General features: G+C 60.1%; 17 protein-coding genes. 9 read left to right on the plus strand and 8 right to left on the minus strand.

The features are described 5' to 3' along the window. Positions 1-18: 18 nt before the first annotated feature. Positions 19-900, plus strand: a complete 882-nt coding sequence (locus WOB96_RS02915; RefSeq protein WP_341369775.1) for a Tim44 domain-containing protein — start codon at positions 19-21, stop codon at positions 898-900. 138 nt (positions 901-1,038) lie between these two features. Then, positions 1,039-2,961: a potassium transporter Kup gene (locus WOB96_RS02920; protein WP_341369776.1), complete on the plus strand. Its 1,923-nt coding sequence runs from the start codon at positions 1,039-1,041 to the stop codon at positions 2,959-2,961. A gap of 38 nt (positions 2,962-2,999) precedes the next feature. On the opposite strand, the gene WOB96_RS02925 is transcribed toward WOB96_RS02920, so the two are convergent. Then, the gene (locus tag WOB96_RS02925; RefSeq protein WP_341369777.1) at positions 3,000-4,592 is read right to left on the minus strand and encodes a hypothetical protein; all 1,593 of its coding nucleotides are present in this window, start codon (positions 4,590-4,592) and stop codon (positions 3,000-3,002) included. A gap of 59 nt (positions 4,593-4,651) precedes the next feature. Beyond that, positions 4,652-6,292, minus strand: coding sequence for a PhoX family protein (locus WOB96_RS02930; protein ID WP_341369778.1), 1,641 nt, complete (start codon positions 6,290-6,292; stop codon positions 4,652-4,654). A 156-nt stretch (positions 6,293-6,448) separates the two neighbouring features. Between WOB96_RS02930 and WOB96_RS02935 the strand changes: the two genes are divergently transcribed. Beyond that, positions 6,449-7,189 carry a ZIP family metal transporter gene (locus tag WOB96_RS02935; RefSeq protein WP_341369779.1) on the plus strand — a complete coding sequence of 247 codons (741 nt, stop codon included), beginning with the start codon at positions 6,449-6,451 and terminating at the stop codon, positions 7,187-7,189. Between the two features lie 3 nt (positions 7,190-7,192). Here WOB96_RS02935 and bfr read toward each other — a convergent pair whose 3' ends face one another. The 5 genes from bfr to WOB96_RS02960 form a co-directional block, all read right to left on the minus strand. Next, complete coding sequence (gene bfr / locus WOB96_RS02940; RefSeq protein WP_341369780.1) at positions 7,193-7,657, minus strand: bacterioferritin; 465 nt, start codon at positions 7,655-7,657, stop codon at positions 7,193-7,195. A gap of 208 nt (positions 7,658-7,865) precedes the next feature. Next, on the minus strand, positions 7,866-8,060 hold the full coding sequence (locus WOB96_RS02945) for a (2Fe-2S)-binding protein (protein WP_341369781.1): 195 nt from the start codon (positions 8,058-8,060) through the stop codon (positions 7,866-7,868). A 110-nt stretch (positions 8,061-8,170) separates the two neighbouring features. Continuing rightward, entirely contained in the window at positions 8,171-8,404 is a 234-nt protein-coding gene (locus WOB96_RS02950) for a hypothetical protein (protein ID WP_341369782.1), read from the minus strand. A gap of 66 nt (positions 8,405-8,470) precedes the next feature. Continuing rightward, positions 8,471-10,261, minus strand: coding sequence for a M3 family oligoendopeptidase (locus tag WOB96_RS02955; protein ID WP_341369783.1), 1,791 nt, complete (start codon positions 10,259-10,261; stop codon positions 8,471-8,473). Continuing rightward, positions 10,258-10,719, minus strand: coding sequence for a DUF1841 family protein (locus WOB96_RS02960; RefSeq protein WP_341369784.1), 462 nt, complete (start codon positions 10,717-10,719; stop codon positions 10,258-10,260). Before WOB96_RS02960 ends, WOB96_RS02955 begins: the two co-directional genes overlap by 4 nt. Positions 10,720-10,907: 188 nt before the next feature. Here WOB96_RS02960 and WOB96_RS02965 point away from each other — a divergent pair, with 188 nt between their 5' ends. From WOB96_RS02965 to WOB96_RS02980, 4 genes are all read left to right on the plus strand, one after another. Further along, on the plus strand, positions 10,908-11,357 hold the full coding sequence (locus tag WOB96_RS02965) for a DsrE family protein (RefSeq protein WP_341369785.1): 450 nt from the start codon (positions 10,908-10,910) through the stop codon (positions 11,355-11,357). A 7-nt stretch (positions 11,358-11,364) separates the two neighbouring features. After that, complete coding sequence (locus tag WOB96_RS02970) at positions 11,365-12,273, plus strand: alpha/beta hydrolase (protein WP_341369786.1); 909 nt, start codon at positions 11,365-11,367, stop codon at positions 12,271-12,273. Positions 12,274-12,522: 249 nt separating this feature from the next. Beyond that, positions 12,523-12,735 carry a type II toxin-antitoxin system HigB family toxin gene (locus WOB96_RS02975; protein WP_341369787.1) on the plus strand — a complete coding sequence of 71 codons (213 nt, stop codon included), beginning with the start codon at positions 12,523-12,525 and terminating at the stop codon, positions 12,733-12,735. 74 nt (positions 12,736-12,809) lie between these two features. After that, positions 12,810-13,187: a helix-turn-helix domain-containing protein gene (locus WOB96_RS02980; RefSeq protein WP_341369788.1), complete on the plus strand. Its 378-nt coding sequence runs from the start codon at positions 12,810-12,812 to the stop codon at positions 13,185-13,187. A 124-nt stretch (positions 13,188-13,311) separates the two neighbouring features. On the opposite strand, the gene WOB96_RS02985 is transcribed toward WOB96_RS02980, so the two are convergent. Continuing rightward, positions 13,312-13,560 (minus strand): DUF4113 domain-containing protein, encoded by a 249-nt coding sequence (locus WOB96_RS02985; protein WP_341369789.1) that lies wholly within the window; start codon positions 13,558-13,560, stop codon positions 13,312-13,314. Between the two features lie 145 nt (positions 13,561-13,705). On the opposite strand from WOB96_RS02985, the gene WOB96_RS02990 reads away from it, so the two are divergent. Further along, positions 13,706-14,005, plus strand: a complete 300-nt coding sequence (locus WOB96_RS02990) for a BrnT family toxin (protein ID WP_341369790.1) — start codon at positions 13,706-13,708, stop codon at positions 14,003-14,005. Beyond that, on the plus strand, positions 13,992-14,327 hold the full coding sequence (locus WOB96_RS02995) for a hypothetical protein (protein WP_341369791.1): 336 nt from the start codon (positions 13,992-13,994) through the stop codon (positions 14,325-14,327). Before WOB96_RS02990 ends, WOB96_RS02995 begins: the two co-directional genes overlap by 14 nt. Positions 14,328-14,678: the final 351 nt, after the last annotated feature.

Consider the following 14,678-nt stretch of genomic DNA (forward strand, 5'->3'; position numbering starts at 1 on the left):
TATCCAGGAGGGAATGTCATGCAAAAGTTTTGGATGTTTTTGGGCGTGTTGCTGATGAGCTTCTCGCTCGGCGCCATCGATGCGGAAGCCAAGCGTATGGGCGGCGGGCGCAGCATGGGCATGCAGCGTTCCATTGAGGCACCCAGCCGTCCGGCCACGCCGCCGAGCGTCGCACCCGGGGCTCCCGCCCGCGCTGCACCGGGCATGGCGCCGCAGGCGCCGAGGCGCGGCTTTGGCTGGGGCGGTGCCCTGGCAGGGCTTGCCGCTGGTGGCCTTCTGGGCGCGCTGCTCTTCGGCGGCGGCTTTGACAATATCAATTTCTTTGATATCGCGGTCCTGCTGGGCATTGCCCTGGTGGTATTCCTGATTGTCAGGGCCATGCGCCGGAAACACAGCCCGGCCAGCCAGGGCCAGCAGGGCATGGCCTATGCCGGGATGAACAATCAGCCTGCCTACCAACCGCAGCAGGACGTGCTCGAGCCTGCTCAGGCAGGCGCCGCGTATGGTGGCGGCGTCACGGGCAATCAGCCGGCCGGCTTTGATGAGGCAGAGTTCCTGCATGGCGCCAAGGCCGCTTTTAATCGCCTGCAGGCGGACTGGGATGCCAGGGATCTCAATGACCTGCGTCGTTTCACCACGCCGGAAATGTTTGGCGAACTGAGCGCGCAGATCCAGGAGCAGGGCGATGACCGCAATGTCACCGAGATCCTGAGCCTGGATGCCCAGTTGCTGGATCTGGCCGAGGAGGGAGATCGCTGGGTGGCGAGCGTGCGCTATGATGGCATGATTCGCGAACAGGTCGGAGGCAACCCGGAACGGGTGATGGAAACCTGGCACCTCATCCGCCCCAAGAATGCCCAGGGGCCAACCTGGTTTCTTGCCGGTATCCAGCAAGGCTGAGACTTGCAGTCGTTTCAAGGGCCTGTCCACGGACAGGCCTTTTTTATGGCCTTCTAAAGAGAATCTGCCCTATACGATTGTGATCCAGCGCCGCTTGCGCGACAATCTGCGACCACACTTGCCAGGTAAGAGCACTTGATGGATGTCATGACAAGGCCCGGGCGGCAGGAATATCAGCCCGAAACAGGTGAAGAAGTCCATAAATCGGGATTTTTGGCCCTGGCGGTCGGCGCGGTCGGCGTGGTCTACGGGGACATTGGCACCAGCCCGCTATACACGGTCAAGGAAGCCTTCGGTGGCAGTCATGCCGTGGCGGCGACGCAGGCCAACGTATTTGGCGTTCTCTCGCTGATCTTCTGGGCGGTGATGATCGTGGTCTCGCTCAAATACGTCGTCTTCGTCATGCGTGCCGACAACCAGGGCGAGGGCGGCATCATGGCGCTGATGGCGCTGGTGCTGCGCACGGTGCAGCGCCATCCGCGCCGGGAACTCATCCTGATGAGCCTTGGGCTCTTCGGCGCCGCACTCTTTTACGGGGACAGCGTCATCACGCCAGCGATTTCGGTGCTGAGCGCCGTGGAAGGCCTGGAAATCGCCACACCCGCCTTTGAACCCTTCGTCGAACCCATCACCATCGCGGTATTGATTGTCCTTTTTATGTTTCAGCGCCGGGGCACGGCGGCCGTGGGCAAGCTCTTTGGGCCGGTGATGCTGGTCTGGTTCATCACCCTGGCGCTCCTGGGCATCCTCAATATCCTCAAGGCACCTTCGGTACTGCTGGCCATCAATCCGGTACATGCCTTTGATTTCTTTGAGCAGAACCGGTTGATGGGTTTTTTCGCCCTGGGTGCCGTGGTGCTGGCTCTGACCGGCGCTGAAGCGCTTTATGCCGATATGGGGCATTTTGGCAAACGACCGATTCGCCTGGCCTGGTTCTGGTTCGTCATGCCCGCGCTCCTGCTCAATTACTTCGGTCAGGGTGCGCTGATCCTCAGCGATCCGGCAGCAATCAGGAACCCTTTTTACCTGCTTGCGCCGTCCTGGGCGCTGTATCCACTGGTAGGATTGGCGACACTGGCGACGGTGATCGCCTCGCAGGCAGTGATTTCCGGCGCCTTCTCGATCACCAAGCAGGCCATGCAGCTCGGTTATAGCCCGCGCCTGAATGTGCTGCATACCTCTGATAAGGAGATCGGCCAGATCTACGTACCCTGGATGAACTGGGCCCTGCTGGTCATCATCATCGGTCTGGTGCTCGGGTTTCAGTCTTCCACTCATCTGGCGGCGGCCTATGGCGTCGCCGTGACCGGCACCATGGTCATCACCACCATTCTGTCCTTCGTGGTAGCCAAATCAGTCTGGGGCTGGAACAAGTGGGTTGCCGGGCTCGTTGCCGGGCTGTTCCTGAGCATCGATCTCGCTTTCTTCAGCGCCAATCTGGTGAAACTGTTGCACGGTGGCTGGTTCCCGCTGGTAATGGGCCTGATGGTCTTCACCCTGATGTCCACCTGGAAACGGGGCAAGGCGATCCTGTTCGAGCGGCTCAAGGCGGGGCAGGTGTCCCTGGATGGCTTTCTGGGGGCTATCGGCGCACAGCCCCCGCTGCGGGTGCCTGGTACCGCGGTCTTCTTGACCCAAAGTAATCTGGGTGTGCCGCACGCGCTCCTGCACAACCTGGTGCACAACAAGGTGCTGCACGAGCGCGTGATCCTGCTGACCGTGCGCACCGAAGGCATTCCGCATGTGCCATCCCGTGAGCATCTGGAGGTCCAGCCGCTCCCCCAGAACTTTTTCCGTGTGATCCTGCGCTATGGCTTCAAGGATAGCCCGGACGTGCCACGCTCACTGGAGCGCTGCAAGGGCTACGGCATCGATCTGGAGCCGCTGGATACCTCCTATTTCCTCAGCCGCGAAACCCTGATCCCCAGCCGTCAGCCCGGGATGGCCCTCTGGCGGGAGAAGATATTTGCCATGATGGCCCGCAACGGCACCAGCGCCACGGCCTTTTTCAGGATCCCCACCAACCGGGTGGTGGAGCTGGGTACCCAGATCGAACTCTGAGGGTGCAGAAAAGGCCGCGTTTCCGCGGCCTTTCTCAATCAGGATTTCCAGTCCAGCCGGATGTCCGCCCGGTATTGTTCCTCCGGGGAAAGAGTGGGCGCGGTGGCAGGGTCGACGCGTTCGAAGACGTTCTGCATCGGGGTGATGTTGGCGTCGCGACCGAGGCGGAAGCTCTGCTCACGCACGATGAGCTGGTAGGCCTTGTTCAGGGCTAGGGCCCGCTCGTTGCTGGGCGTGATGAGCTGATAGACGTCCTTGCCCGCCAGCTTGCCGGCATCCAGCCTGCCATCGGGGCGAAAGAACCGCGCCAGCATTTCCGCATTCTGACGGAACTCGTCGCCGCCACCCACGCGCGCCAGATACTGATGGATCTCGCCCTCTTGCTGACCCCGTTGCGGGACGTCCGGCATGCCGCGTAGATCGATATAGCCCCAGCCCTTGGAGCCCGCCAGCTTGCGCGGGAAGGCGAAGGTCTGGTCGATGGTGCTGCCCAGCGCGGTATGGCAACCCATGCAGTAAAGCTGCTCCTCGCGGCTCTGCGGGCGCAACTGCCCGTCACTGGCCTCGATGAAGCCCTGGATGCGCCAGCCAAAGCCATTGCTCAGCCCCTTGTCACCAAGGCTGACGAAGCCCGGCAGGTCACCATCGAGTTTTTCCTGGCGCTCGTTGCCGTAGCGGTAGTTGAGCTGGGCCGGGGTATAGAAAGCCACTTTCTGCATGTAGCGCAGTTCCTTCAGACGCGCGCTGCCCTGCACACCATCGGGACGCGGATCGAGATAGCGCACGCTGTGCAGGAACTCCGTACCCTGTGGGTACAAGGCGGGCGTTACCGCCACCTTGCTGGCTGCTCCGGCATAGTGTCTGGGTCGGCGCAGTTGTTGCGCGATCCCCTGAATTCGGCCGTCGCCATCGACGTCGAAGGCCACCGTGCGCTCGTCCACGGGATCTATGTTCATGTGCCTGCGTTCCTGGATGGCCAGTTCCAGGATGTCGAAGTTGAGCCGGTAGATTGCATCGGACGGCTTGCCGCTCGCGTCCTGGCGGAAGGCCGGGGGCAGGCGCAGCATCACGTCATCGGCGGAACCGTTGGTGGGCCAGAATGTGCTGGGCAGAGGCTTGTAGTTGAAGGCGCGCCAGCCGCTGCCGTCCCTGGCGAAACCCTGGGCGTCAAAGGCTGACGGGCCCTGTGCCAGGTTGGCCAGATCAGGCACATAGCCCTGCCACTTGCGGGCGCGCAGTTGCGCGGCAAGCGGGCTGTAATTGTCCTGGCGCACGTAGCGCAGGATCTCGTCATCCGAGATGCGCGCGATGGCTGGCCGGCGATCGACAAAGAGGTTCTTCCAGTGGTTTTCCAGGGCGAAATCCGAAAAGGCATAGGCGGCCTGCAGGTGGCCATCCGCCGCCTGGTTGGGATGTTCCTCCTCGGGACGGGTCTGGTGACAGGTGTAGCAGGGATTGTACTGCCCCTGGGTACGGGTGTAGCACTGTGGCGGTACGGTTGCTTCGAGATTGTGGACCCGCTCCGGAGTACTGGCGGCGGCTGTGGCAATGGCGGAGGGTTTCCTGGCGTCATTGCCACAGCCGCTTAGCAGGGCCATCAGGGGGAGGGCGGCGTAGATGATTCTTTGCATGAATGCTCTCTCAACGCAAAAAGGGGAGCGGATACCCGCTCCCCGTGCAGCGCTCGATATCAGCGGATGATGCCGCCCAGGGGATTGAAGACCCAGAGCATGTTGTTGGCATGATAGCCGGTGTCCTCACCCACGATCACCCGGCCATCCTGCATCACGAGGATGTTGTCGGGGTTGGAGATGTTATCCACGGAACACTGGTTTTCGGCCAGGGTCTTGTCGTAGGGTCCCCCGGCAATGGCCGGTTCCATGCGGCTGATGTTGAAGCCAGCATCAAGCTTCATGCGATAGACCACGCCGCACTTGTTGGCATCCACGTTGATGGCGCCGGTGCCATCCGCCATGAAGCCGGAGACGTCCGACATGGCCATGTATGCATAGGGCACGCTGCCATTCTTGGCGGCGGCATAGTTGATGTTCACACCTTCCATCTTCTTGAACTCGGCCGTGGCACCCAGGGCCTTGGCGGCCTTGCGTGATTCGAGGAAGGCGTAGCGGTCGTCGGCGTGCAGAGGGGATTCAACCGTGCCGTTGCCATTGAGATCCTTGTTCAGCTTCTTCTCGGCCCAGGCATTGATGTCGGCGTCGCTGATGTAGCTGGGCGCGGGGTTCGCGCTGCTGGCGTCGTAATCGGCAATCCAGGTCGCGATTTTGGCTTCATCGCCCTTGCCGATTTCCACCCACTCGATGTTAAAGCCGGCCTTGGCCGGGTCAGTGACGCCGGCATCCTGGGTGACCTTCGCGGCATAGAGCGTGCCGCTGGAGAGATTACCCTTGGTGTCCGCCACGAACTTGAAGAACACGGTGCCATCACCGTCATCACTGAGATAGGCCGTTTTCTGGTCGGGCATGACTACCGAATTCTCGTGCGAGAAGCGGCCCATGGCAAAGTGCTTGACCGGCGTGGGCGTGGCAGCCGGACTGGTGATCTCGACGATGTAGCCGTAACGGTAAGGGTTGGGGAGCTTGCCCAGATACTTCTGCAGGTTGGCAACACCCTTGTCGGTGGTGTTCCACTTGCTGGTATCGTCGAAATAGAGTTCTTCGGAGGACAGCGGATTGCCCCAGGGGCTCAGGGTGCCGAAACAGTTGACCCAGGTGCCCTGCACGCCCTTGAAGTCGATATTCATGGCATCAACCACGCTCCAGACGCCCTTGGCATCCTTCTTGATGCGCATCCGGCTCATGTTGCCGGGGCGGTCTTCCCAGTTGGTGAAGAGATAGCCTTCCTTCGCGTTGAGCGGCACGAAGGTGTTCATGTCAGGGTCATCGGACTGGGTGATGGGCGTCACGCCATCGGCTGCCAGCACCGTGCCCAGACCCGCCGGTACCAAGCCGTTCAGGGTGTCTCCCCCGCGGGCGATGACCTGATAACTGCCTACGGCGGTATTGACGCGGTTTTTCTCCAGGTCGGTGCTGGGTACTGGCACGGGCTCGAACTGCTGTGCCAGACGGTTGAAGTTGGCTCCAATGATGGCGCCGATGCTGCCATGATTAAAGGGTTCAGGATTATTGGCATCCGGATGCTGCACGTTGAAAAACAAATCGCCCTGGGGGCTGAGGAAAAGGCCGGTGAACTCCGCACCCTTTGCGGTGGTGGCCAGGCGTGTAAGAGAGCCTTCCGGGATACAGGCTACCAGTGTACTCGTACCTATAGCGAGAGCACTGAACAGGGCAAATCTGACATAGGTGGTCCGCATGTGTTCCTCTCTATGACTTCAGGCAGGGAAGGGGCAGGGCTACCTTAATTGAAAATTGTTACAGCGTTATGACGAAAACGGTGCGATAGCGCTGGCCGGCATGCTATGCCGGACCGGGTGAATCAGGTAGCATGGCGCAAAAATTCCGGAGACCCTATGTTCTTGACCATTCTTTTCTGGTCCCTGGCTGGTGGTGTGCTGTCCGTGCTGGCCGCGAGCCTCTTTCTGCTCTTGCCGGAGGCGCAGCGCAATCGTTTCCTGCCAGGCATGATCAGTTATGCGACCGGGGCACTGCTCGCCGGCGCTCTCCTGGGCTTGATTCCCGAGGCCCTGGAGCAGGCGGAGGATCATGTAGTCTTCATGAGTGTGCTGGGGGGGCTGCTGGTGTTCTTCATGCTGGAAAAGATGGTGCTCTGGCGCCATTGTCATGACGACCATTGTCATCAGCACAGCAGTGCCGCGCCCCTGATCCTGATCGGCGGCGCCTTTCACAACCTGCTGGACGGCGTCATCATCGGTGCGGCATTTCTGAGCTCGGTGCCGCTCGGCATCAGCACGACCCTAGCCATCATCGCCCATGCTGTGCCGCAGGATCTCGGGGACATTGCAGTCTTGCTGCACGGTGGCTATAGCCGGCTCAGGGCCCTGATCTTCAATCTGCTGTCGAGCCTGCCGACTGTGCTGGGGGCCTTTCTGGCTTATGCCGCGCTGCAGAATCTGGAACCGGTCATTCCGTATGTGCTGGGCTTCAGTGCGGCGGGATTCTTATATATCGCCATGGCGGACCTCATCCCCGGCATGCACCGGGAAACAGCGCTGAAATCCACCTTGCTGCAGGTCGTGCTGCTTGTCGTGGGCGGCATCACCATTGGTGTGCTGCGCGCCCACGGTCATTGATGATCAGATCTGGGACTGGAGATAGTTCTGGATGCCGATCTTCTGGATCAGCTCAAGCTGCGTTTCCAGCCAGTCGATGTGTTCTTCCTCGGATTCGAGGATGTCCTGAAAAATCGCCTTGCTGACCTCGTCATGCTGGGTCCGGCAGTATTCGATGGCCTCGCGCAGAATGGGCAGGGCGTCGACTTCGAGCTGGAGATCGAGGCGGAACTGCTCCTCGACATTTTCGCCAATGTTGAGCTTGTTCAGGTCCTGCAGATTGGGGAGGCCTTCAAGAAACAGGATGCGGTCCATCAGGCGCTCCGCATGCTTCATCTCATCGATGCTTTCCGAACGCGTCTTGCCCGCCAGGCTTTTGAATCCCCAGTTGTCCTGCATCTTGTAATGCATGAAGTACTGGTTGATGGCAGTCAGTTCGTTGGTCAGTACCTGGTTCAGGTAGGAGATTATTCTTTTGTCGCCCTGCATGGCTGCCTCCTGGTTTTCGCAAGGATGGAAAGTCAAGCAGTATAGCATAGCCTGCCCGAGGGCCGGTGTGCATGGCCAGGCATCCGTCGCAGGGCTTATGTGGCGCGGCTAATTTGATCGGACAGCAACACTGCGGGGCCGGTGAGGCGCCAGGGCGCTGGAGGCACCCTGGGTGCCGATACCCTGGAGACAGGGCATCGGCGGGGAATCAGGCGGCCGCGTCCTGTTTCTGGCCCACTTCAGCCAGGGCTTGATTCAGGCAGGATTTGGCGCATTGGCCACATCGTCCGCACTGGGTGGCTACCTGCAACTCGTTGCGCAGGTCGCGCATGGTGCAGGCGCCATTCTCGACAGCCTGCTTGATATCCTTATCGGTAACGGCATGACAGAGACAGACGAACATGTTTCCCTCCATGGTCCATGGAAGAAATATAAATCTAAATGATATTGATTGTCAATGCGTATGGTGCACGAAAGGACCCATCCGCGATGGGTCTCTGGCAAGGGTCCGATCTATAGGCCCAGGAGGTCGGCCCGAAATCCCTTGTCGCGTACCGCCTGCAGCACGGTGGATGAATCCGTGCAGTCGGAGTCCAGCGTCACGACAAAGAGATGCTCGTTTTCGGGTGTGGTTTCCACATTGAAGACGCACTGTTTCTGGCGCAGCGTCTCTTCCAGTTGCTGCAGCCTGTCGCCACTCAGGTTTTCGTGAACGTGAATGAGAATATCCCCGTGATTTCCCGCCATGGTGGCCTCCTGTGTGAAAGCAAATAAGTAATACAGTAGACCACCTGTGCGGATGGGAGTTGCGGCTCAGCCCCCGGCCAAACGTTCCGCCTCGCTGACCATGCCTTCCATGTAGGCCAGCCCGCGCGACCAGAAATCCGGATCCTTGAGGTCAACCCCGGTGACCGCGGCCACCGCTTCCGGACTGCGCGAGCCACCCAGGCGCAGCATCTCGGTGTAGCGCGGCACGAAATCCTGGCCTTGCTCGTGATAGCGCTGGATCAGTGCGAGCGTCAGCAACTCGCCGAAGGCATAGGCATAGACATAGCCCGGCGAGCCGATGAAGTGGGGGATGTAGCTCCACCAGATGCGGTAACCCTCGCGCAGATGCACGGCATCCTCGAACTGCGGCGCCTGGGTCTCCATCCAGAGCTCGGACAGGCGCTCGCTGGAGAGTTCGCCCTCGCTGCGCCGGGCAGTATGCATGGCGTCCTCGAAGCGGTTCATGGCGATCTGGCGAAACACGGTGGCGAAGGTGTCCTCGATCTTGCCGCACAAAAGTCCCAAGCGGCGGCGGGGATCGCTTTCATCACGCATCAGGCGCTCGAAAGTCAGCATCTCGCCAAAAACCGAGGCCGTTTCGGCGGTGGTCAGCGGGGTGTTGGCATTGAAATAGCCCTGGGAGCGGGCGAGATACTGATGCACGCCATGGCCAAGCTCATGGGCGACGGTCATCACGTCGCGCACGCTGCCGGTGTAGTTCACGAAGACATAGGGGTGGGCATCGGGCGTGACCGGGTGGGCGAAGGCGCCACCGCGCTTGCCGGGCTGCAGGGCCGCATCGATCCAGTTCTTGTCAAAGAACTCGCGCACGATGCCACCGATTTCCGGCGAGAAATCGGTAAAGGCGCCGAGCACGATTTCCCGGCATTCCTCCCAGCTATAGCGCCGGTCGGCGCCTGGAATCGGCGCATAACGGTCATAGTCCTCCAGTTGCCCGACCCCAAGTAGCCGAGCCTTGAGCCGGTAATAGCGCGCCACCAGCGGATAGCCCGCCACCACCGCCTGAATCAGCGCCTCGACCATGCTGTCGCTGGCTTCATTGGATAGATTGCGATCCGCCAGCCAGTGCGGGTAATGGCGCAGGCGATCATCCAGGGCCTTGTCCGCGAGCATGGCATTGAAGACGCTGGTCAGGGTACGCAGCCGGCTCTGCAGCCCAGTGGTCAGGGCATCGGCAGCGGCGCGGCGGGTGTCGCGGTCAGGGTTGGACAGAAGGGCCAGGACTTCCTGCTCGGTCATCTGCTGCCCCTTGACCTCGAAGCGCAGGTCGGTCAGGGTCTCTTCAAACAGCCGGTCCCAGAGCGCCCGGCCAGTCACGTTCTTTTCCGCGAGGATCTTTTCCTCGGGCTCGCTCAGCAGGTGCGGGCGGTAGCGGCGCGCGCTTTCCAGGTGATGGCGGTAGCGGGAGAGAGCGGGGTCTTCCAGCAAGCGCGCGGCTACGTCGTCATCCAGGGCATTCCAGGCCAGTTCAAAGAAAATCAGATGCTGCTGGATGGCCGTGGCGTCTTCCTCGAAGCGCTGTAGTGCGGCGCCATAGCGCGGATCATCCGTATGGGTGGCGTAATTGAGGTAAAGAAAGGCGCCGGCCCGCCCGACGCGGCTGTGAATGGCCTCCAGGGTCTCCACCGCCTTCAGCAGTTCCTGGGAAGAGAGTGTCGCAAAGTCGCGCCGGTAATCCTGCCCAAACTGCTCGGCCATCTGGCTGGCCCAGGTAAGATCATCGCGTAATTTGGGATCATCGAGATTTTCGTAAAGGTCGGCCAGGTTCCAGCGGATGACTTCGGCACCCGTTTTCTGTTCAGCGGCATTGCTCATGATTTGTCCTCAGTGTTTTCCGGGGGAAGGCCGATCTGGTCGCGGATGCAGCGCATGTAGAGATGCATGTCAAAATCGCTGCCCTGCCTTTGCATCTGCCAGATGGCTTCGGCCAGGCAGTCCATCATCAGGTGCTCCGCGGCGTGTGCCTCGCCAAAGTGCGCCCGGGCCTGATCATATAGCGCCCGAATGCCGGGCGGCTGGTCGATGGCGAGCTGCTCGGCAATCGAGACATGCAGGCCCATGTGCAGGAAGGGATTGGTCTCGCCGGCTTCCGGAGTGTAGTCGCGATCCGCATAGCGGTCCGGGTTTTCCAGGACGGCCTGGTACTCCGGATGCATGGTCAGTACCGGCAGGATCACGGTTTCGATGCCTTCCAGGGGCTGCTTGTTCCGATATTTCTGCCAGACCTGGAAGAAGATGTCCCGATAGGTCTCGCGCTTGTCGCCGTACAGCATGACCGGACTCCCGGATTGCGAAATGTCATCCTATCCTAGCAATCCTTGCCGGTCAGGTGAATGGGACCGCTACATAAGTCATGGATCGCCGGAGTGCTGGCTCGATGGGGCCTTGCAACGGATGCAAAATCGCTCGATTCCTGTGCTATAACTGATTTTTCATTTTATCCTTGTCGAAGGAGAGCCCAATGCCCAAATTTTCACCACTCCGGATCATCTCCTGGATGGCTCTGCTGGTCGCAGCACTCGGCATCGTCGCGCAACCTGCCATGGCCGCCGATGCCAAGAAGCCTCGCGTGGTCGTCGCTGTGTTTACCAAGGATACCGCCCGACAGGATCTGCTGATGCGCAATCTGCAGAATCTGCACAAGGATCGGCCGCAGGCCACCATCGAAGTGGTTGCCTTCGGCCCGGGTCTGTCATTGATGACGCGCAAGGTCGATGGCTCGGACAACAGCATGAGCAAGTCCGTGGCCGCCTTGTCGGAAGCCGGGGTGAAGTTTCTGGCCTGCGGGCATACCATGCGGGCCATGAAGATCAGCAAGGACGATCTGCTGCCTAATGTCGGTGTCGTCCCTTCGGGCATCGTCCATGTGGTTGACCGCCAGCAGGAAGGCTGGGCCTACTTCGCTCCCTGAGGTAATCATGTCCAAAATCGTTTGCTGGTTCATTTCATGTTGGTTGCTGATGGCTTCGGGCATCAGTCTGGCTGCGCCGGTGCAGATAAGTTTTCAGCAGGGTGCCAAGTCCATTCACTTGAATGGTGACTGGCGTGTGCCGGAGGGTGTGAATCCTCGGGAAACGGGTGCCGTACTCTGGATCCACGGCACCAAGGGGACCCTGGGCATGCAGTATCCCGTGCAGGATCAGATGCAGCGCTGGGTAAAGGCGGGTGTGCCGGTCCTTGCCATCACCCTGAGTCACGGGATTGATGATCGGCGCGAGCCGGTGAATTGCGATCAGCCCCAGCGCGGTACCCTGGAGTTGTCCTTTGACGAAATCGCTGCCTGGTTCGACTGGCTTCATGAAAAAGGGGTGAAAAACGTCGTGTTGGCCGGACATTCGCAGGGTGGCCAGCGTGTGCTGCTGTTCGCGGCTCACCACCCTGAGCCAGCGCTTCGGGGCGTCATCGCCATCGCACCCGCCAAGGGTCAGCCGAAAGCTCCAGCAGCCCTGGACAAAGCAGAAAAGCTGGTTCGCGCAGGGCAGGGGGACACCCTGATACGTGGGCCCGCGCCCGGCTGCCCGGTTGCCGAAGTGGCTGCCAGTACACTGCTCAGCTACTATGGGCCTCAACCAGACAAGGATATTCGCAAGGCCATTGCTGCAATCAAAGTCCCGGTGCTGGTCGTTGCCGGTGCGCGGGATGAGGTGGTCCGTGGCTTGCCTGACTATCTCCGGCCCTCGATCGGTCCGCATCTGACTTTGCGGGTGGTCGAGACCGCTGATCATTTTTATCGCGACAATGCCGCGGCGGCCGAGTTGGGCGAAATCGTGCCGGAGTTTGCGCGGGATGCCATGGGCTCGGGCCATGGTCGGGCATTTGGCGAGTGAATTGGTTCCAATGTCCCTACCCCGCTGGTTGACCTCCGTATTGTTCGGATGCACGACCATCTCGCGCAGGAACTCCGGCAGACCCGGCCGCCTTTGCGACCAAACTCTGGATGCTGTGAAAGCGACTTGTTCCCACTTTGGGAACATGTGGGGGCAATCGGTGTCAATGAGAGTGATCGCCAAAAGGACGCTGCGGGCTTTCTGGGAGGAAAGGCCGGATACCGACAGCCGCTCAAAACGTGGCATGCCATGGCCTGCAAAGCGGACTGGAAGACCCCGGCAGACGTCAAGGCGGACTACCGAAATGCCAGCATCATCGCCAACAATCGGGTGGTGTTCAACATCAAGGGCAATGACTACCGTCTGATTGCTGCCATTAATTACGATGTCGGGGTTATCTGGATCAAATTTATCGGTACCCACGCCGAGTATGATCGAATCGATGCGGCTACGGTCGGGTAGCCGCAGTCACGCGAACAGCAGAAAGACGCGGCGCAAGAACCGCGAAACAATTAGGGCTTTATCAGGAGACAGCAATGGATGCCTATCTGATCAAATCAGAGACGGACTATCGGCGGGCGCTGGCTGAACTCGAAACGGTATTCGACGCCAAGCCAGGCACCCCGGAGGGTGATCGCATGGAGCTCTTGAGCATGCTCATCGATGCCTACGAGCAAAAACACTATCCGATTGATCCACCGGATCCCATTGAGGCTATCTTGTGCCGTATGGATGACCTTGGTCTGGCCCGGAAGGATATGGAGCCGTATATCGGCGGGAAAAGTCGCGTGTCCGAAGTGCTTGGTCGCAAGCGTCCGCTAACCATTCAGATGATTCGCAAGCTCAGCGAAGGGCTGGACATCCGTGCCGAGGTGCTGATCAAGCCCTATCCGCTCCGACAGGATTGCGCTTGACGCCTTTTTGCTCCGGGATGCAGGTCAGCGTCAAGACACAGCAAAACTGGGAGCAGCATCGCCGCTACCCGACCGGCCCCGCTACCGCCTTGCTCAAGATCGTGCGTATGGTTCGGCTTCGACATCACCGCACCCGCGCCAGTTCCCCCCAGCAGGTGGTGTAACGGGGGGAGCGCCTGCTGGCGCGCATGGCCCAGGGTTGTGCCAGTCCCTCTGCCGCAAAGCGCAGCGTCGCCCGCCCGAACTGGGCATTGATGCCATCGAGCGTGTGCATGAGTTGCTGACGCTTCGGATCCTCCGGCGCAGCCAGCCAATGGCCAGGTGCGCCAGCACTACGTGCTGGCTGCCCCGGTTGCCTTGGGCGAGCATGCACGCGAGCACCCACAGCGATGGCTGATCCACATCGACGTCCAGGTGATGGTGTTCAGCCGCCTGAGCCGCTCATCGCGAAGGAGCGCAGGGGGATCAAGATCGAGCTATCATATTGACGTTGTATATACAGATGTTATTCTAATCGCATGGATATTTGGCATACCCATCACGGCATTCGCTTCGTCTGGTCGGCTGAGAAGGCTGCCAGGAATATCAAGAAGCATGGCGTCACCTTCGAACTGGCGAGTCAGGTGCTTCTTGATCCATTTATCCGGGTGGTGGATGCGAGCGACAAGGGCGAGGAACGGGACAAGGCCATTGGCTACCCACAGGCCAGCAGTCGCCTTGTTTGCGTGGTGCATATCATCCGCGAAGACGATGGCATCCGCATCATCTCAGCGTGGCCGGCAACTGCCGAGGAAAGGAGATTGTATGAAGACTACTGAACTGATCAACACCCGCTTGCGCAAGGATCGGGCCATGACGACCATCAGTCTGCGCATGCCGGAGGATGTGATCGATGATCTCAAACGCGTGGCGCCGATGTTGGGATTTTCGGGCTATCAGCCCCTGATCCGGGCCTATGTCGGGCAGGGACTGCGCCAGGATCTGGCCCGGTTGGAGTCCGATCCGCTACACAATCTGATCGACAGCTTGCGTCGCCATGGGGTATCGGACGCGGTGATTGCCGAGGCGGTGGCCGAGGCCAGGACCGATGATCCAGCCCCAGTCTTGCCCCGCCTGGATGCGGGTTGCAAGACCAACTGAGCATGGGAGACAGATCGGCTATGGCGGCCAGGCCCAGCATCCCGATGGCGAATAATCGGAACGGCAACTGACAACGGCGCGGCGTGAAGTGGACCAAAGTGGACCACGATAGTCCAGACGCAAAAGCGCCTCAGCAGCGGGATCGTGCTAAGGCGTTGATATTGCTGGGGAATATGGTGGGCCGGGTGAGACTCGAACTCACGACCAACGGATTAAGAGTCTCACGGTTCAATGTTTTCCTGACTTTTCCCCTGTATGACCAAAGTTTACAAACCCTTATTTTATGCCTATTCTGACCTTACTTTAGTCATTCGGTCAGACCCCGAAATTTCCCTACGGCGTATGACCAGC

The organism is Thermithiobacillus plumbiphilus (assembly GCF_038070005.1).
Classification (GTDB): domain Bacteria; phylum Pseudomonadota; class Gammaproteobacteria; order Acidithiobacillales; family Thermithiobacillaceae; genus JBBPCO01.